The sequence below is a fragment of the Roseateles sp. SL47 genome, assembly GCF_026625885.1.
Classification (GTDB): domain Bacteria; phylum Pseudomonadota; class Gammaproteobacteria; order Burkholderiales; family Burkholderiaceae_C; genus Roseateles.
In genome coordinates this window covers 438712-463172 of the sequence record NZ_CP113068.1, presented here as the reverse complement: position 1 = coordinate 463172, position 24461 = coordinate 438712, and the positions used below count along the sequence as shown (strand labels likewise).

Below are 24461 nucleotides of genomic sequence, written 5' to 3'. Positions count from 1 at the left end.
GCCCCGCAGGTCGCCTCGCCATCGAAAAAGCAGCATGGCGCATCGCTATCAGGCTTTGAGAGGGTGCAAACCGCCGTCGTCGGTCTGCGGCAGGCGTTGCGCAATCGGCGCGTCGTTCAAGCAGGACGAGCTTTCTGCTCAGCCTGGGCACTCCCCGAATAGGCATCAACAGCAGCCTCAGCTACGGCGACGACGGCCCTCGCGTACCCCGCCAACTCGTTCGCAGAGATGGTCAAAACCATCCCTGCCTTCCAGCGGGATGCGGTCTCGCGCTCAAACTTGCTGTCCACATGCCCAGCGCGATGGACCAGCAGGTGCCGACTCTTCCCGAGGAGATACACGGCGTCGTCTTCAAGGGCCTGCACCAGGCTTGGTGGCCTTTCAAACAAGGTGAGCAGCACAGCCTTCATCGATGACAAGTCACTCAGGTCGTTCTCGGACAGCACCGAGATCTTCGCTTTAGCCCTCTCCGCTTCTAAGCTCTCATCCGTCAGCCATTTCGTTCGCCAACCTGTCGGCCTCCTCGTCGGCCTCGATTTGCAACAGCGGCTTTTTCAGCGTTTCGGGGAATGTGAAACAGAAGCGGTGAGCTCGCCGGCCGTAGTGCCTCAACATCTGCGGGTCAAAGACTGCTAAGCCTCGTGCCTCTGCCACGTCCGCAGCCTTATAGGCGGCATCCCAGAAGAGTGGTGACCTACGCACCCCGTCGCACCCATCGAAAAAAGTTACGAGGGACGTGGGAATGTCAAGTCCTTCCAACGACGCAAGCCACCTGTGAAACTCTTTTCGGGAGATGCTGGCCAGGGCGAGCTGCAAGATGATCATGAAGTCATGCTGCTCTTCGTCCTGCTGGCTTAGCGGTAACGACGTGGCCTTTAGCAGGCGGAACGCGTTGACGAACCACAGTAGCTTCCGCGGCGATGTGACGAAGAAGGGCAGGAATAGTCCGACAAGGGTGCGGTGATCTCGCGTGAACGTCAAAGAGCGAACCGTCAGAGGCGCAGTAAATTCGTGCCCGCTGAGATTCTCGTCGTCCGAGCCGTTCGGCGCAGGTGAACCTAGAAGGTCATCGTCATCATCGTCGGCAGGAAGGAGCGCCTTGAGCAGCCGCGCCCCTGACTTCTCGTTGACCTCTTCGATCCAGTAAGGCAACTGGAAGATTTTTTCCAAGTAATCGTGGGGTGCTGCCCGGTGTCGGCCGCTTGGTTCGTCGATGGGTGCGAGCATCCCGGCGTACTCCGACGCGAGCGCTTGGATGAGCCAGCGGACATCCACTGCGACAAAAACCGTGAAGAGTGGAAATGCCATGAGCATGTGAACGGCCTGCAGTACCTCGATGACTTTCTCATGAGGGCAGCGGTCAAGATCGTCAATGTAGAGAACCAGCCGGCTAAAGGGGGGCTTCAACTGACTGTTCTCGACCGAGATCCGGGAGATGCTCTTCTCAAGTTCTTCGAGGATCTTTCGATCCTCTGGGAGGAGCGCGCTGCTAGCGCTAGTGAGCGCAGAGAGCCGTGCTCGCAAAGCGGCTAGCTCTTCGAGTGGCAGCTCCACGCGCTTGCCGCTGCTCTGCATGCCGAGGGACAGCTCCTCGAAGTCCCGGCGTACAGACGCCACGAGGCCAAGGTGTTTGGCGTAGTGGCCATCTTGGGCCCGAGTCCGCAGGAACTTCAGTAGCCGCCCAGTGCCTGTGGATCCGTGGAAGTCTTCAACGGCGCTGACTAGGCTGGCAGCTGACGCTGCCAAATCTTGCTTGGCAGCTGCTACTCGAGCTTCCGCTTGGCGCAGCGCATCTCTATTGGCGTCGATGTTTTTTCTGTGTTCGGCGATGCCAGCAGCGAGCTTTTCGTCGACGGCTTTTTTCACAGCCTTCATCTTCGCCACGACGGGAGTTGCAAGCTTGTTGAGTCTGCGAATCGACTCGCCCACCAGAAGCAGGCTCGTGCCGACTTGCGCCACCAGCGCGAAAACATCAGGAACGTTAAGGGCCTGCGCAATGCGAGCCGCGATCCATAGCAAAAGTAGGCCCAGGGGGATGCTGGCAAACAGCATTGCGGCTCTCAACTTGCTACCGGCGACTTTAGCCACGCTATTGAACGCGGCTCGTGCCTCGCCGGATAGCGTGTCGGCCTCGCGCAGCTCTTCAGCAATCCGTTGGGCCTCACCTTCAACTGCGTCGACACCGAGCATGTGAGCAGCCTCAGCGATCTGCTCTTTCAGCTTCGCCTCTGCTCCAGCCAAGCCCCCTTCAACTCCCGAGTCGGACGAGATGACCGCCTGCACGACGTCTAGGTAAGTGGTGGGGCGCGCCATGACCTCCCGTTCCCACTTATTGCGGTCTGCCTCGGCTTGGGCGAGCTTGTCTGTGAGAGCGGTCTGAGTTTTCCGCTGGGCCTCCAGTCTTTCGGCGGACTCGATGGTAAGTGTCCGAGTCGTACTGAGGTTGTCGAGAATGGAGCGGCCGCGCGCGGTTGCCGGCTCTTCCGGACCAGGTTGTCCGACAGCATCCTTCGGTTTGACGAAGTTTCCGAGCTGCGTAAACAGGTGATCCACGAGGCTAGCCCAGAGGTTTGTTTCGCTGTAGTGCCAGGCATTGAAACGAATTTGAGCAATCTCAGTGTGGAAGTTTCCGGATGTTGCTTCGGGTGCCTTTCGGTCTACCTTGCCGTCCGAAAGCCGTTGGACATGCTCTTGGATTAGACGCATGAAAAAGGACTTGCCCGAACCCCAGCTCCCGAAGATTGCGATTGCTAAAGGCGGTTTCACGTCGGTGGACGCAACGAGACGCGCGAAGGCTTTGGCGTCGTCCTCGAAGCCCATCAGATCAATTGCGTTTGCATCCATCGGATCGTCGTTCCGCGGTGACGCAAGAAGCGTTTGCGCCATACGACGACCGGCCTCCTCGAGAGCCGCCTGGGAGCTATCGGAAGAGATTGAGCTCAACGGATCGCTGCGACGCCATGCGTCGTCGGCGTTCTGGTCGTCCTCGGACTCTTCTTCCTCGAATTCTTCTTCTGGCGTCGCCACTCCTGTTCGAAACGGGTAGGCGGAAGCAGAGGATGGCGGGTCTGGGGCCGGCTGCACCTGGGATGGTGGAACAGGCCCCGACTCTCCAACCGGCGGCTTGACTGCGGACCCGAACCCCGAACTCACGCTCGCCTCAATGTGCCTTCGGCCGCGGGGCTTAGCGTCGGGGCCTGCAACTGGTACTGGAGGGGCGTCCGGTGTCGCCGGCGCTGTTGTGCCGCCCTCCGTTGCTGCGCCATCCGTAGGGGCTGCGCTTACGCCTGACACGAACGGGTCAAGTTGGATGTGGCTTTCGCCAGTGATGCCTGGCTGCTTCGAGGCGTCTGTTCGGGCCTGCGGCTCGGGGCTTGGTGCAACTGCCATCTCATCCTCCCTTCCTATTGGTGCTTTGGGGCATTCTTTGACTTCGAGGATAGCTGCGGTTCATGTCTCCCCGAGCCTGAGCGCTCCTATGTCCCACACTTCGTGTCCCCGAGACGTTCACGAGCGAGCGGGCACGACGAGCGTCCCTGCGTTGTCAGGGGCAATTTCGCGCATCGTTCTCCGGGGCGTGCGAGCGTTAGCGAAGGCGAGCCGGGGTATGCTCTGAATCTGCTGGACAGTCTCGTGGGGGTCCCAGGAGGACTACTTCGCGTCTTAAGACACGGGCGAAAAGGCTTTTACGACTTTGTGGTCGCGCTGTCCGAGCGCAAGCGGCGCTAAGTCGTTGTCGCTGTTGGGCTAGCGTTTACGACTTTAATTGTCAGGAACAATCAGCCTGCGCACAAGTAGACGACCGAGCTGCTCAGCGCCCTTTTTCCAGCATGTGCGTGAGTAAGAGGGCGCCATTGACGCGCTTGGCCAGGGCAGAGCTCTGCCCGCGCATTCCCGCACCGGCTCGCCGGCAGACCCTTACCTGGCCATGCCCGCCCCGCCATGATTTCCCGCAGTGGTGTCAGCTGCGCAGATACTTTTCGAACACGTCCCCAAAGTCCCGCTTCAGATAGCGATCCAACTGCATGGTGTTCACCGCATGCAGCAGCGCCTGGTAGTGCTTGACGATGGTGGCTTCGCTTTCCACCTCGCTGATCTTGTGCATGGCCCCCAGCGCGTGCAGGCAAGGCAACACATTCTCCTGCGAGCGGTCATTGCGGTGCTGGATACGGCCGATGGTGTGCAGGGCCTTGTAGATGTCCTTCAGCGCCTCCAGCTGGTTCTTGCGCACGTCGATACTGAAGGTGGGGCCGTCGGCCAGTGAGAACTTCAGTTCTACGTCCCGGTCGATGGTGCCGGCGGTCTCGATGGACACGTTGCTGACCTGATGGCTGGCGAAGTCGTAGCGGCGGATGCTGCGCTTGGACGACACGGCGGAGTCGCCATCCACGTGGATCAGTGCCAGGTTGGTGAAGCAGTATTCGTCCTTCTTCGACTTGATCAGGAAGAAGATCTTTTCGTTGTCTTCGTGGAAGAGGTAGTCGTCGGCATCAACCTTGTCGTAATCCTTCGGCGAGACAATAACGCCGAGATCACTCAGGCCGAGGGCTTCGGACGCGAGACGCTTGAACATGGAGACTCCGCATGAAATCGCCAGCAAATGCTGACGATTTCATCTTCGCATGGGTGTCTGCGGGGCTTCGCACCCCCGTAGGGGGGCTGGACAGAGGCTGCAGACGCATCCGAGCCGTCAGATTGCGGATTTCAGCGATCCCGGACAGTCATTTCAGCGTGATGGCGGACAGCGTTTCAAACTGATCGCGGACAGTTTGGGCGCGCGCAAGTGCCTGGGTTGATGGTAGCTCAGGTGTCCGCGATCAGCCTGAACCGGGCTGGCGTGGACGGCCTTGGGTTGGTCGGTTTGATGCTCATGCCGGGTCCTGTTTCTTGCGCAGCGACTCGCCTTTGAGCGCGATCTTGTGGGCCGAGTGAACGATGCGGTCGAGGATGGCGTCAGCCAGGGTCGGATCGTCCAGCCACTCGTGCCAGCTGGAGACCGGCAACTGGCTGGTGATGAGAGTCGAGCGGCTGCCGACCCGGTCGTCGAGCAGCTCCAGCAGGTCGTTGCGGTCGGCCGCCGTGATCGGCGCAATGGCGAAGTCATCAATGACCAACAAGTCGATGCGCGCCAGTTGCGCCAGGCGCCGGCTGAAGGAACCATCGCCGTGCGCGACCCGGAGTTCCTCCAGCAAGCGAGGCGCCCGTGTGTACAGCACGGCGAATCCCTGGCGAGCCGCCTGCTGAGCCAGTGCGCATGCCAGCCAGGTCTTGCCGCAACCGGTGGCCCCGGTGAGCAGCACGTTGTGGCCGTGGCGCAGCCAGTCGCAGCCCGCCAGTTGGGTGATGAGGCTGCGATCCAGGCCGCGCGAACCGCGCCAGTTGATGTCCTCGATGCAGGCGCTGCTGACCTTGAGTTTGGCGGCCTTGAGCAGCCGGGCCAGGCGTTTGCCGTCGCGCCAGTCAACCTCGCGCTGCACCAACATGGCCAGCCGCTCCTCGAAGGACAACTCGGCCGCCGCCGTGCGTATGGCGTCATCGGCCAGCGCGTTCACCATGCCGTCCAGGCGCAGGCCGCGCAGTTGATCCAGGGTATGTTCGTTGAGCAAGAGCTTCTCCTTCTTCAATGGTAGTAATCGGGGCCGCGCACGTTGTCGTGCAGCGGCAGGGCGGCTTGTGTGGCTGGAGCCGACGCGGCTTGCCGGTCCAGCCCGGTGGTGAGGATCGACTTGATGCTCTGATAGGTCGGTGAGCGGATCGCCATGGCGCGAACGCAGGCCGCTTCCAGCCGCTCATGGCCGAATCGGCGCGCCAAGCTCTGCAGGCCGAGGCAGGATCGGTAGCCCTGCTCGGGGTGCGGCCGGTGCTCCATCTGCCAGCGCACCACGGCGGCAGTGGCCTCGCCGATGCGCTCCCCCCAGGCCAGGAGCTTGGCCGGCGTCCATTCCCGGTGGGCGCGGTGCGAAGCGGGCATGTGCTCCGGTGCCGTCGTGTGGGCGCCACGCCGCTCGCTGTAGGCGTGCACGGCCACGCGTTGCTGACGGCTGAGGATCTCCACCGTGGTCGAGGTGACGCGCAACTCGACCTGCTCGCGCACCAGCCGGTGCGGCACGCTGTAGTAATGGCCATCGAGCTCGACGTGGTAGTCGATATTGACGCGGGCGCGTTTGAAGCGGGCGATGGGCATGCGGGCCGCCGGCAGCGGCTTGAGCACAGGTCGGTCCAGGGCCGCGAAGGCGCTGGCCCGGCAGCCGGGCAGCTTCTTGAACGGGCGTTGGTTCAGATCGACCAGCAAGACCCGGATGGCGGCGTTGAGCTCGGCCAGGGTGAAGAAGCGTCGATGCCGCAGCCGCGCCAGAATCCAGCGCTCGACGATCTGCACGCCAACCTCCACCTTGGGCTTGTCGCGGGGGTGAGCGGGCCGAGCCGGCAGCATCGCCACGTCATAGTGGTCGCAGAACTCCTCGACCAGGCGGCCGGGCGTGGTTTCGTACCGGTCCGGCCGGGCAATCAGGGCCCGAGCCTGGTCCGGCACGATCAGCCGGGGCACGCCACCCATGAACTCCAGTGCGTCCATGATGGCACCGACCCAGTCGGCGGCAGTCTGCGTCGGGGTGGCACAGGCAAAGGTGTAGTTCGAGGCGCCGAGCACGGCCACGAAGATCTGGGCGGCACTGATCTCGCCGGTGGCAGCGTCGATCAGCGGCACGGTCTGGCCGGCGTAGTCGATGAACAGACGCTCGCCGGCTGGGTGGACCTGGCGCATCGAAGCGCTTGAGGCCGGTCACCCAGGTACGGTACTTCACGCAGAAGCTGGTGTACTTGTAGGCTTGCGAGCCGGCGTCGGCCAGGCTGCGCTGGTACTCCTCCCAGAGCAGTTGCAGGGTGACGCCGGGGCGCTTGAGTTCCTGGTGGACGAGGGCGAAGTCGGGTTCGAGCTGGGTGCTCGCACGCGGCACGGGCGGGCCGTACAGGCGGGCTTCCAGGGCAGCATCGTCCAAGGTCTGAGCGATGGCCCAATCCACTCTGGCGGCGCGGGCCTTCATGACGATGCTGTTGACGGTCGTCTTGGCGATGCCCAGAACGCGCGAGCACTCGCGCATGCTCAGGCCCGATTCCAGGTGCAGTCGAAGGGTTTGACGTAGTTGGCGCATGTGAATCCTGGGGGTGGGCATGAGGACCGAAAAATCGGTCAGCATGCCAACGGCTCAGGTCACTTGCGCGCGCCCGGGGTGTCCGGGATCAGATTGAAACGCTGTCCGCGTTCAGCCTGAAATGGTGTCCGCCTTCGTCTGAAACGCTGTCCGCGTTCCGCTGAAATGGGTGGCCGCGATGGGCTGAAATACGCACATATGACTAATTCTCGCCTTCTCCAGTGGAGCACTAAAGTCCAACTCAATGTGCCCCTCATACGGGTCATTGAATGAGGATGGCTTAGCGGAGAAGAGCTGTGAGGATTTGAAGAGGCTAGCCGTGTAGCAGCCATCGACATCGTTGAAGTCAACGGGAGCGCGGTATTTGTATAGAAGCATAAATGTCCAATCCGAATGGGAGCGCCGGCCTTCGTCCTGCGATATGGCTGGTATGGGCGGTGCAGTGTGGCCCGTTCAGTCTTTGATGATTCGGCTGTACGCTGACCAGTCGATTGCGGGGACGGTTCCAAGACTTTGAAGTCGTCCAAGCAGTCGGAACAGGAAGTACATGAGCGCTCCTTGTCCCGTGACCACCTGCGGCGTCCCCTCGTACTTGTCGTAGCAGCCATGGTCCAGCGCGCAGACGCAATCCAGGGACGAAAGGTCTGCAGTTCCTAGGTGACCCAGGAAGGTGACGTCGAGGCCGTTCACCCATCCAGAGCACGGGGCGAGAAGACCCGCCAGGATGCGGAAGTGCGGCTTCGGCTGGAAGGTGCCGCCGGCATGTGAGATTGCCACTGAAGTTCGCGCCATCTCGCGAACCGACGCGGCCTTCCCCTCGGCGTAGGCGATGTATCCCTTGTTCACCTCGGGCTTGCACTCAAACATCGCGTACACGGCTTCGGCGGGAATATAGCGGTGATTCTTCTGGTCCAGCAGCGTTGGTGTGAAGTGCCGGTCGAAGACGACAACGTCAATCTGGTCGCTGCGATTGCCCTTCGAGTCGATAACGATGCCGGTCGCAACCTCATACCGATTGGGGAGGTACGAGCGCAACAGCTCAAGCCAGTGCTCCTCGTTCACGGAGCCCATGGTTCCTGCATGGCTTATGGATTGGCTGGCAAGAGCCATCTGTCCGCGCAGGTTGTCCTGCACCTTTCCAAACGCCTGCTTGAGCCAGGTCGTATCGTCGGCCGCTGCGCTAAGCGCAGACACGGTTTCAATAGTAGGGTTCCGGGTCATACGAGATTTAGGACAGCGGGAACTTGGGGCCAAAGATTGCGCGCCATGCCTTCAGGGCTTCGCCGTTCTGACCCTTGCGGGCAAGATTGATAGCGTTGGACGCTTCGCGACTGGCAGCGAGCAGCAGCTGTTGCGCGCGTTCCTTGCGAGCGGCGTCCATGCCATCGCTGACGGGCGAGCCCAGCCCTGCAGGGTCGGGCCATTCGTCCTTGATGCGGTCAGCCAGCGACGAGAACATCGCCTGCAGCTCATAGTCGAAGCGCCCCTGCCATCCGCCATGAAGGCACTCCAACGCCATCACTTCGATGAGGAAGGATGGCTTCACCGGCTTATCCGCTCCGTGCTTCGGATGGTTGTTCCAGTACTTGACCATCCGCACTAGACCCTTCCACTCGCTGGAGAAGGCCTGATGAGCGTCGCGAGCCTTGTTCGCGTGGATATCTGGGTTGGTCTTCATCCACCTGCCGGTGTCGCTGTTGGGAATCTCGTAGTCGGTGCCCGCCGCGACTGCAGGGACGACGTCAACGCTGAGGACGCGGTAGTCCGTGTTGTCCTCAGCATCGACCACCACGCCAAAGTCGACGTTGATGGAGCGACCTTGCTTGCGTACTGCGCCCGCGCCGTACTTCTCGACAAGGGCCTTGTAGAATTCGTCTAGCACTACGGACGGCGGTTGACCGCGGTACTTCTTCTGCTCGGCCTCGGCCAGGACGAAGAAGATGTCGATGTCCTTCAACGGCTTGGTCTTCGTGTAGCGGGCGTACGAGCCGGTCAGAAAGTCGCGCTGAATCGAGAACTTCGAGCGGATGTGCTCCCGAACCTCGGTGTGCCGCTTCGAGGCATTGGCCTGCTCCCGGTCGTTGAGCTCGAGCCGGGACTTGAACTTGCGAAACGCATCGTCCAAAGAAATCATCAACGGGTCCTCCAATACGCAGCACTCGCTCCGAGGCCACTATGTTCAACAGTTGAGCCAAGGCTCTGACGCACCATGCCTTCTGTGGAGCGGGAGGAGCAGGGCCCCCAGCCCACGACATCGGGCCTTCCGGCCTTTGTTTTCAGGATGACCTCGTAGCGTGCGTTCTCCGGAGCTACGCCGGACTTCTTGATGGCGTACTTCAGTTGCTCGGTATCCGTGTAGAACGAGCCGTCCCCGCTGGACCACTGATAGACGATGTCCAGGTCCCATCGAAGAATCAAGGCGTTGGTGGCGGGGTTGTAAATTTCCAGCTCGACGCGCTCGAGATGCTGTGACTCAATCCAGGTCTTGATTGCGCGGTGCTTGCTGTCCCAGGTGTTGACCAGGTTTTCGGGGGATAGACCGCTGAGACGGATGACGTCTTTCAAGCTCTTCAGCACGTTGTCCGTGACGTAAGTGACCGAGTGGGTATAGGAGTAGACGGAAACGGTGCTCATGACTTCAGAAACCCCTCCATATCGAGCGCCACCGCGGATGCACTCGCGGCCTTTGCGCTCGTGTCGACCTCAAAGCCGGACGAGGCATCGCGAGCGACGACCCGGAGGGTGTGGTTCTTCAGGGCCGCTTGGACCCAGGCCAGGTCATCGCTGCAAACTGCCACGGAGACCTTCCAATCACCCTTTGTTGCGTCGAACCCCAGCATCGACTCGTTGCTGCTCGAGTCTTCGAGCGCGTCATCGTCGTACAGGCAGTAGATGCGCGTACGCGGACCATCGCAGGACACGACGATGGGGCTGGCTTTCGGGGTCTGGTCGGCGATGACGCTGGACACAATGCCGGCCACGCTCATGAGCTCCTTGCGCGCATCCGTGCTGGAACTACTGGCGGTGATGAGGTCGACGATGGCGACCCAGGTCTCAGACGCATCGCGCGACGGAACGCTTCGAAAATCTCGGCGGACGGTAGTCACTTGCTCGTCTCCTTGCGCGAGCGAGCGGCCTTCGCATCCTTCGCCGCGGCCGACAAGTGAGCAGTCGTCAACATGTTGGGGTTCGCCGCGACCTCGCGACTTTGTGCCATCGCGTTCACAACCATCTTGCGAATGGCGCGACCGTCGAGACCTTCGCAAGCGCGAGCGACCTTGATGAGGTCCGTCGAGCTGGCGATGGTCGCGAGGTCAGGAAACTGCTTCAGGCTCCCCAGGCAGTGCTGGAGGATTTGAAGGACAGCCTCGTGACCAGGCGGAGGAATCTCGATAACCAGGTCGCAGCGCGAGGTGAACGCGTCATCGATGGCCTGCGGGAAGTTGCTGGTGGCAATAAACAGGATGTTGGGATGGCGCTCGGCCAACGAATCGAGCTGGACGAGCACCGCGTCGGTGGCGCGGTGAATGTCCACCGGGTTAGCCTCGAGACTCATCCGCGAGCGGTCCGCGGCCAGAGTCTCGACCTCATCCAAGAGCACGATGGTCGGACCGTTGGAGGCCTGTTCCGAAATGGTCTGAGAGAACAGCTCGCTGACCGCCCGCTGAGTCTTCCCCATCGCCGAACTGGTCAGCGCGTGGGGGTCGACCTCGACAAGGCGGGGTTTGGCCTTCTGCATGAGGCTGGCGACCCTGCTGGCAAGGCCACGCGCGAGGGAGGTCTTGCCCGTGCCTGGGGGGCCGACGAGAAGGATGACACCGTGCATCGGCAACTGGTCGCGTGAGACCTTCGGCCTGAGGGTGAAGTTCAAGACCGCCTGCGAAAGCAGCCGTTCCTTGATGTCCTCGGCGACGATGATGCTGTCCCACATCGCGTCAAGCGCTTCATGGGGTAGCGCCCGGATGGCGGAGATGCCGCGGGGGAGGTCTTCAGGGCGCACCAGATGCTGTGCGTGGGTGTTTGCGTTCAAGTCTGTCCCGCCCAGATGGGCGCCGTTGTTTCCGTGGACAGAAGTGTTTCACCCGGGTGGAAACGGTTGGGGGGAACGCCGGTTCAGGTCTCTTGGACAGTTACACGTTTCCGGCGATGCCGTCGTTGGTTTCTTGACCGGACATGTGGTCGGTTCAGAAACCTGAACCAGCCGGTGTCGGGAATTGCGTTTCTTCGTGAGATGCTCTAAGCCTCCCAAGAACCCTCCCCCGAGGCCCATATGACACGCATCGCCATCATCGAAGACGAGCTCATCGACAGCGAAAACATGAAGTCGCTGATTGAGAAGTCGCTCGATGCCGAGGTGCGTCAGGCGTTTAGCAAGTCTGAGGCCGAGCAGCTTCTTAGCAACGAGAGGTTCGACCTAGTCATCATGGACGTGGAGCTGGGCGGCGGGCCGAAGAACCGTTATGCAGGGCTAAGCCTACTTAGCGACTTCAAGGGCAACTGGGCCACCATTGTTGTTTCTGGAATGCCTGAAGACAACCTAAGAGGATTCTCTCTGGCGCTGCATGCGTACGACTTCATCGCGAAGCCAGTTGATGAGCAAGACCTCATCAACAAGATTGAGCGGGCGCTCGAGTGGTCCCGCTCAGATGCCAACAAGGGGTTTGACGCCGACCAGGGACTTCCTCCAGGCCTTGAGCTCGACCCCCAAAGGAAGAACAAGCTACTTTGGAAGGGGAAACTGGTTCAGCTGTCCATCACCCAGTTGAGCATCGTCCAATGTCTGGTCGAGAAGCCAGGCCAAGTCGTGGAGAACGCGCGGCTCATCAGGAACTTGAAGTCTGGTGGCTCCCCGAAGGCAATTGCAACCCAGGTGTCCGGAGCTCGCGCCGCGTTCCGGGACGTTGACCCGGGTTTCAACAAGATTGAGAACGAACCCGGTCGTGGCTACTTCTGGAAAACGACATAGGCGGTGGCTCCAGCGCGTCATCCGTTGGGACTTCACCCTACGGAACATCTTCTGGCTTTCGTTGCTGGTGGTGTTCCTTGCGGGGGCTGTGCTCGACGTCAGCATCTCTGCGCGCGAGAAGGAACATCGAGTTCAGGAGTCCGAACTTCGCGGGCAACTTGCTCAGTTCTTGCTGAGCATTCGCGAACCTGATGGTTCGACTCTTCTAGAGAACCCTCAGGAGTTCTCTGCGGTGTCACGTCCGCTAAGTGTTGTCACCCTCCGAAGGTCCTTCTTCACATACCTGCTGCAGACCGGCAACGCGCGAACGTTCCAGGTCGGGGACATCAATTTCGAAGCGCCTCGCGCCTGCCAGGTCGAGTTCCCGGGAGTGCAAGGCGATAGTCTGCATGCCTGCTTTGCCGCAGTCCCTGGCGACCAGGCCGGGCGGTACATCTACTTCTCGCTGCGCTACCCGTCCAGCAAGATTCAGCGTCACCGTTCTGGCCGTCCGTTGTCCGAGGTGAACCGCGTCGTGCTGACGTTCGGAGGTGCGAAGGAGAGCAGACTCACACTCGCGTATCAGGTTCCTCCGCTGGCGCGTTCCCGGTACCCCTCTCAACTGTCTCGGTTCACGGAGGTTCACGAGGTCACAGCGTTTGCAAGCGGCGAAGGTGGCCAGCCCTCTAGGTTGGTAAGCGGCCAAGCCTTCGAGAGGCCCGACGAAGAGGAAGGTCGCGTCGCCAGGAACTTCGTCACTGTAGTTGGGCGCCTTGATGCGGCGCTACTTCAGCCGTCCGCGCAGGAGGACGATTGGCCCTCCGCTGCCGCGAAGAAGGTAGTCATTGGCGTGAAGGTGTACGACAAGGGGAACTCCGACGATGAGCCTCAGGTCAGATTTGACGTCCCTCCGGGTAGGGCTGGAACGCCGCTTGTGTCGCTAACCCAAGCCTACTTGGCGGCGGTTCCATCGCGGGCCTCGCTGCAGGTTAGCGCCCCTGGGCCGGGTAACGCACGACGGATTCTCTGGCGCTCGGACGATGCGGGAATCAGCCAGTCAACTACGAGGTTGGAAGGCCTGTGGCAGTCGCTGGCTGATGGCTGGTCGGAACTCATCATCTCGAAGACTGCGCTTCAGGCCGCACCAATCAGCGCGTCTCAGGCCGTTCGAATGCCTCGGGTCGGCAACGCGAGTGCAACTCTCACTGCGACCCCGTTCACCCTGCCTGACCTTGCGACTCGCGCCTTCATCTGGGTCTCCGCAGCTTTCGTCGTCATCGTCATTCTGGCGGGAGACTGGAGCCTGTATGTCTGGAAGCTTCGTGCTCTCCGAAGTACTGCGTACTCTATGGCGGTCAGGCCATCCAGTGGCGGCGACCTTCAGAAGTTCGCCGCGAAGAATGAGATTGGAACTTTGGGGCGGGTCTTCAACATCCTTCTGAAGCGCAACCGGTCGCGCGACGAGAACCTAGTCAAACGGCTTAAGGCCGCAGAAGCAAGACGAGCTGAGGGTCTACGGCTAGCTGAAGCGCACGTTCAAAACCGCAAGGCGATTCTTGATGCCATCGGACATGAAATTCGTGCACCTTTGCAGTCGCTCCTGAACACGACCAAGGAGGACCCTGCCGTGCAGGAGAAGCTTGCGCGAATTCGCCGTGCAGTCGAAGCGCTGCATGAGGCCACTTCAGTGGAGGATGGTCTGCGCTCCGGCGAAATCGCCATGGAGCCGCACGATTTGGCTGATTGGCTTCAGAGATTTGCGAACAACCTAGTTGCCGACGGCAGGAGCGTCGTCTACGTAGGACCTTCGACTCCCGTCATCGTCGATATCGACTCAATTCAGCTGTGGAGAATTCTCGACAACCTTCTCGACAACGCTGAGCGCTATCGAATTCCTGGGACGGACATCGAGCTTCGTCTAGTTCAGTACGAGGATGACGTCACGGTCGAGGTGTTCAACCAGGGGCCAGCGATTCCGGCTGCTCATCTGGAGCGAATATTCGACCTCGGAGTTTCCGATAGCAACGCGCAAGGCAGCAGCGGGCTGGGGCTCTTTGCATCTCGCATCTACGGTTTGGCGATGCGGCTGACTCTGCACGCAAGGAACAAGGAGAACGGCGTGTCACTGGTGCTTCAGTTCCCTAGGCTCAAAGCAGAGTGAGGACGAACAACGTTCGGTTGGCCCAACGGGAGCGCACACAAGGGCTCAGATTGTCGCCTGACGTTCCACTTGCGCCATCTGCTGTCCGCGGCGAGTCTAGCCCCCTCCATCCAGCAGCGTTGGTCTAGCCCAGCGATTTATCCTCGGTTTGTGCTTGCCCTCCTGGAGAGCCCCAAGGGCGGAACTTGAGACTTACGAAATTGCCTCAATGGCCTCTAGGAGGCGGGCCACATCTGGGCTCTGGGTGTTAGCCCGTGGAGGCGGTTGTGGCGTCTCGGGAGGAATGGGCCAGGCCCATAGCACCTGCGGATACTCGGTCTTACGCTTGCGGTCCCAGAACTCCTCTCGACCGCCGATGAGGATTCCTCGGTCCTCAATGCGCAAGAGTCGAGCGCTGAACAGCTCTACGAGGGGCTGGCAGGACCTGATTGTTGGCGCCGACCGAATTTTGAGCCGTGGCTCAGTTTTCGGTCGGCGCCAACAGTTTGCAGTCCCCTGGGCAGTTCGCGCCGCGCTGCGGTGCGAGTCGTGCCAGATTGGGGTTGGATGCTCAACAAGCACCGTCGTCAAGAGGCGAGGTCCAGTGTGTGTTGTTCGTGCTTCACGACGTGCAGCCCATTGACGCGGTCGAGCGGCTCTTGGAAGAGCACCGTGCTTTTGGGGACCGCCCTTTCGCCTCAGGACGATTCATTGCTTCCGGCGCCCAGGTGCCCCGGGTCGGTGGCGTCATCCTCGCCCGGGGCCTGTCGCACCAGCAGCTCGACGAGGTGTTGGCCGAGGCCCCCTTTCATTGCGAGCGGGTTGCGGACTACCAAGTTGTCGAGTTCATTCCGACGAAGGTCCCGTGGGGGGCTGAGGCGGTACTCGTGCCGAGCTTCTGACTTCAGCGTCAGTTCTCGCGTTCGGGTCGTTCAAGTGCATCTCCCTTGACGTGCCGGCGGCCGCATCGGCGCGCCGTGCCCGCACAGAGGCGGGCGCAGGTGATCAGCAGACCTATCGCCTCGCGCGTCCCGATCGATCGCCGTGACTCGCGATGGCCCACCATCGCTTCCAGGGATCTCACCCGGCGGAGGCCGCGCGATCCCCGGACAGGACCGGTGCCGAATCCCGGATGGCGATTCGAAGGGCGTCGGCCACGGCCCTGATGCGTGCCGTGGCCGCGATGTCCTGGTGCACAACCATCCAGATGTCCTGCGCGTAGCACGCCAGCGGCCCGCCGACTCGCAGCAGCCCCGGTCTTGTGCCAGCAAGGAAGTGAGGGAGTGCGGCGATTCCCATGCCGGTCTCGCAGGCGGCAATCTGCGCGCCCGCACTGGTTGTGCTGATCGCGAGGCTCGCCTCGGGCAACTGCTCCGACAGCCAGCGTGCTGCCTTGAGATCCCGGAACTTTTCGTCCCAGCCGATCACGCGATGCCCCCGCCCACCGTCTGCCAGCCCCGGCGGTCGGCGCGAAAGATAGCCCGGCGCTGCGTAGAGGCCAACTGCCATGCTTCCGATGCGACTGATCACCAGATTCCCTGCGGACGGCCGAACCAGACGCAGCGCGATGTCGGCCTCCCGGCGGGTGAGGTCGGCGACGTTGACGGCGGTCACGATCTCCAACCTCAGGCCCTCGTGGTCGGCCAGCAGGCCGACGAGCCGCGGCATCAGCAGATCCGACGCGAAGGTCTCGGGCATCGCGACACGCACCGTCCCAACCAGCGACGCCGCAGCTCCGGTCGCACCGTGCAGAAGCGCGGCCAGGGCTCCTTCGGCGCGCTCGGCGTCCGCGATCACGGCCAAGCCGGCATCGGACAGCGCATAGCCGTTGCGGCTTCGAAGGAACAGGGTCACGCCCAGGCGCCGCTCCAATTCTTCGACGTGACGAGCCACGGAGGCTGGCGACATGTCGAGCTGCTCACCGGCGGCGATGAGGCTGCCGCCACGAGCGACCGCCAAGAAGATGCGGACGTCGTCCCAGCGCATCGGAATCTCCAAATATTGATGTTGACTCTCAAGATTTGAACGTTTATCAAACCAAATCCGGAGACTAGAGTACAGCAATCGAATCACCGATGGAGCCTTAGGACATGAACAGACAAGTCGTCGGAAACCACGAGATCGCTGCCGTCGTCGGCGATGGCTCTCGTGCCACGATCGCGTCGATCGGCCGCCTGTCCCCCACACTGGCGGATGCGTTGTCTGGACATGCCTTCGGCGATGTCTTCTCCCGCGCGGTTCTCGGCCGGCGGGAACGCGAACTCGCCACCGTCGCCGCGCTCGGCGCCATTGGAGGTGCCGAGCCGCAGCTGGCCGTCCACGTCGCCGCAGCACTCCGCTGCGGCGTGGATCGCGACGAGCTGGTGGCGCTCGCCGAGCACTTGACCGTGTATGCCGGCTTCCCGCGCGGTCTGAACCTCCTCAACGTCATCGACCGGACGCTCGGACAGGCCGGCATCGAGCCGCCGACACCGAGCCGGATCGTCGATCTGGGTGACCATGAGACTGAAGCGACCGACACCGGCGGTGACGGCGTTCCCATCGTGCTCGTGCACGCACTCGGCCTCGACCGTCGGATGTGGCAGGGTGTGGTCGGTCCGCTCGCGGCGCGGCACCGCGTGATCGCCTACGACCTTCGAGGCCACGGACGCGCAGCGGCTGCCCCGGCCACCACCGGGCTCGACATGTTCTCCAACGACCTGCGCCTCCTCCTCGATCGCCTTGGCCTGGCGAAGGTTCACCTCGTGGGCTTGTCGCTCGGCGGTTCGATCGCCACGCGATTTGCCGCGGCGTGGGCCGATCGACTCCGAAGCTTGACGATCGTCGCTGCCACCGCATGGGCCAACCCGGCCTTCGAAGCGCGGGCTGTCGCCGCCGAAACGGACGGCATGGCGGCCCAGATCGTCCCGACACTGACCCGCTGGTTCACACCGGCTGCGCTCGCCGAAGACGGCCCTGCCGTCCGGTGGGCACGCGAAAAGGTCCGTCGCGCCATCGTGTCCGACTGGGTTGCGAGTTGGCGAGCTCTCGCCAGCATCTCGATCGAGACCCTGCTGCCGTCGATCAATGTACCCACGCACGTCATTGCCGGCGAAAAGGATGCATCAACGCCGCCGTCACTGATGCAGGGCTTTGCGGCAATTCCCGGCGCGACCTTCGACGTGATCGAAGATGCCCCGCACATGGTCGCGCTCGAGAAGCCCGCCGAGCTCGCCGCCGCGATTGTTTCCCGTCTTGCCTGAGAGAGGTTGACAAGGCCACCACCATGTACGCGATGCAATACGAAATTCCGCTGCCCGCCGACTACGACATGGACATCATCCGCCAGCGTGTCGAGAGCAAAGGACACTTGACCGATGGCTATCCGGACCTCGGCCTCAAGGCCTACCTGATCCGCGAGAGGGGCATCGATGGCGCGCTGAACAACGAGTACGCCCCCTTCTATCTCTGGAACGGGGTCGCGGGGATGAACCGCTTCCTCTGGACCGGTACCGGCTTCACCAATATCGTCGGCTCGTTCGGCCGGCCACCGGTGCGCCACTTCGTCGGTGTCGACTTTCGTCGCGGTCCGAGCGAGGCGCTCGCACCGACTCGGGCGAGCCGGCTATCCACGTCGATCCCCGACGACAGCGATCCGACGGCCGCCGTCGATGCCGCAGTGGCGGCCTTGGAGCGGCTCTCCGGATACCCGGGGCTTCATTCGGCGGCCGTCGTGGTCGATCCGCAGCGCTGGCAGATCGTGACGTTCGCGCTGTGGCTTGACGACGTTCCGCCGGACTGCGGCCGCGTTTGGCAGGTGCTGCACATCAGCGGTGCAAAGATCGACGCGCTCGCGACCTGGGCCTGCGATCGCCGCCGCACCGACCCTCGCCACTAAGCCGCAGCCTGAAGGCCTCGATCAGCAGGCGCCACGCTGAGCATCGGCGAGTACACCAACACTGCGTGTCGTCACCACCGAGGATTCGTAATGTCTCTGGAGCCTCCCCTCACAGCATCGCTCGCGGTACGCCTGCACACGATGCCCGCCATTGCAGCTTTCGCCCTCGGGGCTCTGCTCATTTCGGGTGTCTTCACCTTCATGCATCGCGCGCAACATCTCGCCGACCACCTCCACGCGACATCCACCGCCCACACCTCCCGCCGCGCTTGATCCACGTCAAGGCCTTCCGTCCGCACTCCACTTGAAATCGACCCGTCAGGGAACGGCGACAGCGATTTGTTCCCTGCGGATGATCAAGACAAGGATGGAAGATGCTGAAAACGGTGAAGGCGATGGTTCGCTACTTCATGTCGGTGGTGCCGTTCCGGCTCGGGCCGGCGCTGATCACCACCGCTGTCTTGCTGGCGTTGCTGGCCACCCCGGTCCCCGACGGCCTGAAGCCGGCGGCCTGGCATCTGGTGGCCATCTTCCTCACCACCATCGTGGCCATCATCCTGAAGGTGATGCCCATCGGCGTCATGGCCATGATGGCGATCATGGCCGTGTCACTGTCGCAGGTCACCGCCGGGTCGTCCAAGGCGGCGATTGCGGATGCGTTAAGCAGCTTCTCCAGTCCCCTTATCTGGCTCATCGTCGCGGCGATCCTCATTTCCCGGGGCTTAAAGAAGACTGGCCTTGGCAACCGCATCGGCATGGGTTTCATTTCATTGCTCGGGCGCCGCACGCTCGGCATCGGCTATGGGCTGGCCATCTGTGAACTGGTGTTGGCGCCCTTCACGCCGAGCAACACCGCGCGGGGCGGCGGCATCGTGCATCCGATCATGAAATCGATTGCCGGGGCCTTTGGCTCCGATCCGGGGGAGGGCACCCAAGGCAAGGTCGGAACCTATCTCGCGTTGGTCAACTATCACGCCAATCCGATCACATCGGCCATGTTCCTGACGGCTACCGCCCCCAACCCCTTGGTGGTGGACTACATCAGCAAGGCCTCCGGCCACGCCCTGCATCTGAGCTGGACCACCTGGGCGCTTTGCATGGCGCTGCCCGGTCTGTTGTGTCTGCTGTTGATGCCGCTTGTGGTGTATTGGATCTCTCCGCCCGAGCTGAAGGAGACGCCCAATGCGGTGGCATTTGCCCGGAGTGAACTGGCGCGCATGGGCCCGCTCAGTGGCAAGGAGCGTGTGATGCTGGGGGTGTTCGGCTTGATGCTTCTGTTGTGGGCCAATGTGCCGGCGCTGGTGTTGGGCGATGCCTTTACGCTCGACCCCACCGTGGTGGCGTTCGTCGGGCTCTTCGCATTGATCATTACCGGCACGCTGGATTGGGATGATGTGCTTGGGGAGAAAACAGCCTGGGACACCCTGATCTGGTTTGGCGCACTGGTCATGCTGGCCGAACAGCTGAACAAGATGGGCGTCATTCGCTGGTTTGCCGATCTGATGCGGGACGCCATCATCGCGTCCGGCCTCGGGTGGCCGGCCGTGGCCGCAGTGCTGGTGGGCGTTTTCGTGTGTTCCCACTATCTCTTTGCCAGCACCACCGCTCACATCAGCGCCATGATGCTGGCCTTCCTGACGGTCGGCGTCCAGCTGATCCCTGCTGCTTACGCAGTGCCTTTCATGCTCATGATGGCGGCGGGCTCCGCCATCATGATGACCTTGACTCATTACGCCACCGGCACCTCGCCCATCATCTTCGGCAGTGGGTACGTCAGCATGGGGCTGTGGTGGCGAGTCGGTGCGGTGATGTGTGTGCTGGAGCTGGCGGTCTTCGCCACGCTCGGAAGCCTGTGGTGGTCCATCTTGGGGTTGTGGTGATCGACCTCTCGGTACAGCTCAGTCGAAGTTTCAAGGAGTCGTTCATGCCACCCATGTCCCCCGCCAACCCCCACACCGTCAATGAGTGGGCGCATCAGATCGATGCAGTCGATCTGGAGATCATTCAACTGGCCCTGCTTTGCCAGGTTCGTTTGCTGGACCTGACGGTACTGGGCCACATCCTGGACAACAACACCGCGCTGATCGGTGTGGAGCCATCACCGGCTTTTGCCAAGCTGCGTGGCCTGCTGTTCTTGCATTTTGCAATTGAAGAAAAGCTGGCCAGTTGCTCCTCGGAGGCGGATGCCCGGTCACTCGTTCGGTCCGTGCAGGAACGGCTGTCCCACAGGCTTGGCCCGCAGTTGGATCAGCTGCGATGAGTGTTTGTTGTGGGAGGACGGATGGGCAAGAGACGCTTGATGTGTGTGGGCCTTTCGACTCGCGAGTCAAGCGGCTTGCAATGAAGCGGAATTCCAGGATTGCGACAGCGGTCATCAGGCATGGGTTCAAGCGTTCGTCGCAAGCGTCTCCGCGATCCGGAAGCCCATCGCGTAGATCGGCGACCGATACCAGCCATGGCGCCTCTTACACCGACAGAGGTCGCCGTAGCGGGAGAAGCTTCCCCCACGCGCGATCCGATACCCGGGCTCCACACTTGCCAAATCGTCCGTGACCGGCGTTCCACCCGGGTAGGGCGCATACGTGCTTGCCGTGTATTCCTCGACATTGCCGGCCATGTCTGCCAGTCCAGTGGCCGTGAACCCGGCGGGATAGCAACCTACCGGTGTTGTCGTCAGCGGACCTGTCTCCACGGTATTCGCGTGGTCGGGCAGAAATTGGTTCCCCCACGGATACTCTTGTCCTCCACCGCCCGAGGACGCGTATTCCCATTCGGATTCCGTCGGCAATCGGAACTTGCGACCGGTCTGAGCGGAAAGCCAGGCGACATACGCATCGGCCGCGTCGGGCGTAACAGTCCAGACGGGATGGTTGGCGGCGAAGATCGGATAGACGCCATGTGTCCAGCTACTCGGCAGGAAGTGAGCCCCAGTGTCGAGGAGGAAATCGCGATATTCCTGGTTGGTGACCGGATAACGTGCTAGAGCGAATGGTTTCAACTGCATCACATGCGCGGGGCACTCCTTGGTGATCCAGTGTCGCTGCACACCGACATGGGACCAGCGTTCGTAAACTTCGTCCACACGGGACTCGTCGAGCCCCAGGGTCACTGCCCCGCCAGGCAACCGCACCATGTCCGGCCTGAGGGTACAGAGGCGAGGGTCACCCAGAATGCCGAGCACGGCTCCGGCAGCAATGCGGCGATCAGCGGAATGAGAAGCCGTGGACAACTCACGCACCAATGCAGACGCATCTTGAGCAAGAAGATCCCTGTGAGATGCGAACAGGTGCGGATCGAGCCGCTCCTCGAATTTCTCGGAGAGCCCCATCGCCTCGCGTGACGACACTTCGTTGGGGTTGGCTAGGACTTTATCCACCGACCGTTGTGACAAGCTCATGGACGTCGCCGTCATAGCTGGCGGCAAGAAAGCACTGTGTCAGCGCGTCGAAACATAACGATGAGATACCGGCTGCGGAGACCCTTCTTACGCCGGTCCATGAGGCGTTGAAAGTATCGTAAATGGCGACCACCCCGTAGTAAGAACCCGTGGCGACGAAGCGTCCGTCGCCTGAGCAGGACACGCACTTGATCGAATGCGTGTGCGGCGTGTCCACAACGACTGCTTGTGTGCCAGTCCAAAGGCGCAACTTGTGGTCCCGCCCGACACTCGCGAATCGCCCCTCTGGCAGTCGCGCGCAACCGTTGGCGATGCGCCCGTGCGCGGCGCTTACCCGCGCAAGTTCGCTGAAATCTTCTGTGGAGAACCAGGCGGCGCTGCAATCCGCACAGACCGCGAAGATTCTGCCGCCGGAGACGGCGATGCCCTTGACAGCGTTCTTGTGCAACGGCAGCGTTGCGACCAGCAAGACGGCGCCGCTCTCCGACACCTTGAACACGAGTCCCTCACCCGTGTAGGTGCCCAGGACCACGTGTGATGCCCCATCGAGATTGAAGGCCGCACCACAATTGATTGGCGAACGATGCTGATGCAATTGCTCGCCTGAGAGTGCATCGAAAACTGCGCCCATCTGTCCGCCGGTGAAGACGCGGCCTGCAACGGGTGTGAGGAAGTTGCAGAGGCTTCCGATGTGCGTCGCTTCCTTGCCATCGATTCGGAGCACCCCGCTGTCGCCAATGGTCAAGCGGCGGCCGTCATGGACAGCCACTGCGTTGACGCCGCGTGTTGCCCGGACGGAGTCTGTATCCCAGGTGCCCCGGCGGATATCGTGCAGCGCATAAGCCGATCCGAAGGTGCCGAAGACGAGTGTGCCGGGGTTGAGAAAGGCACACGAGCGTGGCCAGACCACCTCCGGCATCATCGACTCCGCGTGAGGCACCAGGCTACTGGCGCCGGCATCCGAGACACGTAGCGCACGGTCGTAGCTGAGACTCACGAGCAAACGACCGCCCTCGTCCAGCACGAGGCGCTTGATGCCCGCCGCATGCAAACGCCAACGTGCTGCGCCCCCTTCTCGCAAGACGACGATTTCGCCGTCGTCGTTGCCGGCGAAGATGGTTCCATCTGCCGAAACCACGACCGCATCGGTTTCCGCACCGCCGAGGTCATAGTCATCAAGCAAGCGACCATCGTGAAAGGACCAGCGTTTGACCGTGCCGTCATCGCTGGACGAAACCAGCTCGCGGCCATCGCTCGACCAGCAGACAGAGATGACGTCGGCCGTATGCCCGGCTAGCCGCTGAACCAACCTCCCGGAAAAGTCATGAATCAAGACATCATGGTCGCGGGAGGCGGTCGCAATGTAGCGGTCGAACGGGTGGAATGCCGACATCTCGACATCATCGTGGTGAGATGAAATGACGGCCAGCAACTTCATCTCCGGTACCGACCATAGCCGCGCCGTATGGTCGCTCGACGACGTCACCAGATGGCGACCGTCGCGGCTGAACGCCACATGGTTGGCGAGGTGGTCATGCGTACCTCGTGCAATCGCAAGGCGAAGAGCATGATCCCAGAGGATCACGTGATTGTCGTAACCTGCTGTTGCGACGAGGCGACCACCGTACGTAGCAATGCCGCTGATGGGGGACTGGTGTTCGATCACGGAATGGACTCCTCTCCATCTTAGAGATGCATTGTGTGTCCGCCCTTGCGAACCTTGGCCTCTATGTAGCCCCGATTGCAGTCGTTCATGAAGACGCCGGTCGGGATGCGTTCGGTCACACGGATGCCGGCCTGCTCCAGCTGTTGCGCCTTGTCGGGGTTGTTGCTCAGGAGGCGGACCGCGCGTAGCCCGAGCGCTTCCAGCATTTCAACGGCCACCGCATAGCTTCTCTCGTCGTCCGCGTAGCCCAATATCCGGTTGGCCTCGAACGTGTCAGAACCCTGCTCCTGCAGCCGGTAGGCATCGATCTTCCGGTACAGACCAAGGCCACGCCCCTCCTGACGAAGATAGAGCAGGTAGCCACCACACTCGTCAAGCATTCGCAGCGCTTCATGGAGCTGCGAACCGCAGTCGCAGCGGCGCGACCCCAAGACGTCTCCAGTGACGCATTCGGAATGCAGCCGGAGCAGCGGATCGGCCAGTGAGCCACCCGAAAACCGGACCGCGAAGTGCTCGCGCTGGTCGCTGAGCCCGGAGAAGCTGATCAGCTCCCCGCGGAGCTGCTTCCCGTCGGGCAGTGTCATCGGAAGTTTCACCACGTTGCGCACCGAGGGCGTCGCGGGGGTGTGGGAAGTGAAGTCCAACCTCATTTGAGCTCCTGGTGTCTTCACATCCCGTATGGGAACTGCGACAAGTCATATTCGGGGGCCTGTCTGACCTGTTTCAGCGCCGAAGCGTAGAGAAGCAGCATGCTCAGCGAATGGCGAATTCGTGCTCGGGCATTGGCATCCGCAGGGTGGATCGCCTCCGAACCTTCAAGCAGTTCATCCACGTGGCGCAGGATCACGTGGTCAGGGATGTAGCAGACACGGTTGTTCTTGAACCCGAACGCTCTGAGTTCGGCGACGGGGTAGGCCCCGCCATCGCCTGCAGACACCGAGATGATCAAGGCTGGCTTGTGCGCCAGCTCAGCGACACAGAGCAAGAGGAAATTCTTGACCGCCGGCGGCACCATGCCAGCCCATTCAGGCACCACAAGCACAAGGCCGTCGGCAGTCTCCAGCTGTCTGGCCACGGGCGCCCACGCCTTGGCCCATACCGTGCCACCCGAGCGAACCCCTTCTTCCCACATCGGGATTTCGGCTTCCGCGAGGTCGATGACGTGGGTCGCAGTGCCGAACCTGATGCCCAAGGTCTCACGGATGAACTCGGCGACGCGCCTGGATTGCGAGTGGACCCGGTGGCTGCCGCTGACGATGACAATGTGCTCGAGGTCGTTCACATC

At 61.9% G+C, this 24461-nt stretch carries 21 protein-coding genes and 1 pseudogene; 7 read left to right on the top strand and 15 right to left on the bottom strand.

The window, feature by feature from the left end:
• Positions 1-116: 116 nt before the first annotated feature.
• From OU995_RS01925 to OU995_RS01880, 10 genes and pseudogenes are all read right to left on the bottom strand, one after another.
• Entirely contained in the window at positions 117-446 is a 330-nt protein-coding gene (locus tag OU995_RS01925; protein WP_267833659.1) for a hypothetical protein, read from the bottom strand.
• A 37-nt stretch (positions 447-483) separates the two neighbouring features.
• Positions 484-3027 carry a P-loop NTPase fold protein gene (locus tag OU995_RS01920; RefSeq protein WP_267833658.1) on the bottom strand — a complete coding sequence of 848 codons (2544 nt, stop codon included), beginning with the start codon at positions 3025-3027 and terminating at the stop codon, positions 484-486.
• A gap of 934 nt (positions 3028-3961) precedes the next feature.
• The gene (locus OU995_RS01915) at positions 3962-4573 is read right to left on the bottom strand and encodes a PH domain-containing protein (RefSeq protein WP_267833657.1); all 612 of its coding nucleotides are present in this window, start codon (positions 4571-4573) and stop codon (positions 3962-3964) included.
• Positions 4574-4868: 295 nt separating this feature from the next.
• The gene (istB, locus tag OU995_RS01910) at positions 4869-5606 is read right to left on the bottom strand and encodes an IS21-like element helper ATPase IstB (RefSeq protein ID WP_267830737.1); all 738 of its coding nucleotides are present in this window, start codon (positions 5604-5606) and stop codon (positions 4869-4871) included.
• Positions 5607-5620: 14 nt separating this feature from the next.
• Positions 5621-7172: pseudogene (istA, locus tag OU995_RS01905) on the bottom strand (IS21 family transposase).
• A gap of 432 nt (positions 7173-7604) precedes the next feature.
• Complete coding sequence (locus OU995_RS01900) at positions 7605-8372, bottom strand: DUF6602 domain-containing protein (RefSeq protein ID WP_267833656.1); 768 nt, start codon at positions 8370-8372, stop codon at positions 7605-7607.
• Positions 8373-8379: 7 nt separating this feature from the next.
• Positions 8380-9285: a CBASS oligonucleotide cyclase gene (locus tag OU995_RS01895; protein WP_267833655.1), complete on the bottom strand. Its 906-nt coding sequence runs from the start codon at positions 9283-9285 to the stop codon at positions 8380-8382.
• Positions 9285-9785: an HORMA domain containing protein gene (locus tag OU995_RS01890; RefSeq protein ID WP_267833654.1), complete on the bottom strand. Its 501-nt coding sequence runs from the start codon at positions 9783-9785 to the stop codon at positions 9285-9287. The genes OU995_RS01895 and OU995_RS01890 overlap by 1 nt, the downstream gene beginning before the upstream one ends.
• Complete coding sequence (locus tag OU995_RS01885) at positions 9782-10258, bottom strand: hypothetical protein (RefSeq protein ID WP_267833653.1); 477 nt, start codon at positions 10256-10258, stop codon at positions 9782-9784. The genes OU995_RS01890 and OU995_RS01885 overlap by 4 nt, the downstream gene beginning before the upstream one ends.
• Entirely contained in the window at positions 10255-11082 is an 828-nt protein-coding gene (locus tag OU995_RS01880; protein WP_324288754.1) for an AAA family ATPase, read from the bottom strand. The genes OU995_RS01885 and OU995_RS01880 overlap by 4 nt, the downstream gene beginning before the upstream one ends.
• A gap of 339 nt (positions 11083-11421) precedes the next feature.
• Here OU995_RS01880 and OU995_RS01875 point away from each other — a divergent pair, with 339 nt between their 5' ends.
• The 3 genes from OU995_RS01875 to OU995_RS01865 all read left to right on the top strand — a co-directional run bounded on the left by OU995_RS01875 (position 11422) and on the right by OU995_RS01865 (position 15138).
• Positions 11422-12117, top strand: a complete 696-nt coding sequence (locus OU995_RS01875; RefSeq protein WP_267833651.1) for a response regulator transcription factor — start codon at positions 11422-11424, stop codon at positions 12115-12117.
• Positions 12092-14257 carry a sensor histidine kinase gene (locus tag OU995_RS01870; protein ID WP_267833650.1) on the top strand — a complete coding sequence of 722 codons (2166 nt, stop codon included), beginning with the start codon at positions 12092-12094 and terminating at the stop codon, positions 14255-14257. Before OU995_RS01875 ends, OU995_RS01870 begins: the two co-directional genes overlap by 26 nt.
• A 587-nt stretch (positions 14258-14844) precedes the next feature.
• Positions 14845-15138: a YciI family protein gene (locus tag OU995_RS01865; RefSeq protein ID WP_267833649.1), complete on the top strand. Its 294-nt coding sequence runs from the start codon at positions 14845-14847 to the stop codon at positions 15136-15138.
• A gap of 178 nt (positions 15139-15316) precedes the next feature.
• Here the strand turns inward: OU995_RS01865 and OU995_RS01860 are convergent, their stop codons facing one another.
• Positions 15317-16222, bottom strand: coding sequence for a LysR family transcriptional regulator (locus OU995_RS01860; protein ID WP_267833648.1), 906 nt, complete (start codon positions 16220-16222; stop codon positions 15317-15319).
• Between the two features lie 104 nt (positions 16223-16326).
• On the opposite strand from OU995_RS01860, the gene OU995_RS01855 reads away from it, so the two are divergent.
• From OU995_RS01855 to OU995_RS01840, 4 genes are all read left to right on the top strand, one after another.
• A complete protein-coding gene (locus OU995_RS01855; protein ID WP_267833647.1) occupies positions 16327-17478 on the top strand; it encodes an alpha/beta fold hydrolase in 1152 nt (383 codons plus the stop codon).
• A 23-nt stretch (positions 17479-17501) separates the two neighbouring features.
• Complete coding sequence (locus OU995_RS01850) at positions 17502-18113, top strand: DUF4865 family protein (protein WP_267833646.1); 612 nt, start codon at positions 17502-17504, stop codon at positions 18111-18113.
• 374 nt (positions 18114-18487) lie between these two features.
• Positions 18488-19993, top strand: a complete 1506-nt coding sequence (locus OU995_RS01845; protein WP_267833645.1) for a DASS family sodium-coupled anion symporter — start codon at positions 18488-18490, stop codon at positions 19991-19993.
• Positions 19994-20037: 44 nt separating this feature from the next.
• Positions 20038-20373, top strand: a complete 336-nt coding sequence (locus OU995_RS01840) for a hypothetical protein (RefSeq protein ID WP_267833644.1) — start codon at positions 20038-20040, stop codon at positions 20371-20373.
• Between the two features lie 126 nt (positions 20374-20499).
• Here the strand turns inward: OU995_RS01840 and OU995_RS01835 are convergent, their stop codons facing one another.
• The 4 genes from OU995_RS01835 to OU995_RS01820 form a co-directional block, all read right to left on the bottom strand.
• Positions 20500-21510 (bottom strand): formylglycine-generating enzyme family protein, encoded by a 1011-nt coding sequence (locus tag OU995_RS01835; RefSeq protein WP_267833643.1) that lies wholly within the window; start codon positions 21508-21510, stop codon positions 20500-20502.
• Positions 21482-23176 carry a WD40 repeat domain-containing protein gene (locus OU995_RS01830; protein WP_267833642.1) on the bottom strand — a complete coding sequence of 565 codons (1695 nt, stop codon included), beginning with the start codon at positions 23174-23176 and terminating at the stop codon, positions 21482-21484. The genes OU995_RS01835 and OU995_RS01830 overlap by 29 nt, the downstream gene beginning before the upstream one ends.
• Before the next feature lie 20 nt (positions 23177-23196).
• Positions 23197-23760 carry a GTP cyclohydrolase II RibA gene (gene ribA / locus OU995_RS01825; protein ID WP_420714865.1) on the bottom strand — a complete coding sequence of 188 codons (564 nt, stop codon included), beginning with the start codon at positions 23758-23760 and terminating at the stop codon, positions 23197-23199.
• Positions 23761-23843: 83 nt separating this feature from the next.
• On the bottom strand, positions 23844-24458 hold the full coding sequence (locus tag OU995_RS01820) for an NADPH-dependent FMN reductase (RefSeq protein ID WP_267833640.1): 615 nt from the start codon (positions 24456-24458) through the stop codon (positions 23844-23846).
• Positions 24459-24461: the final 3 nt, after the last annotated feature.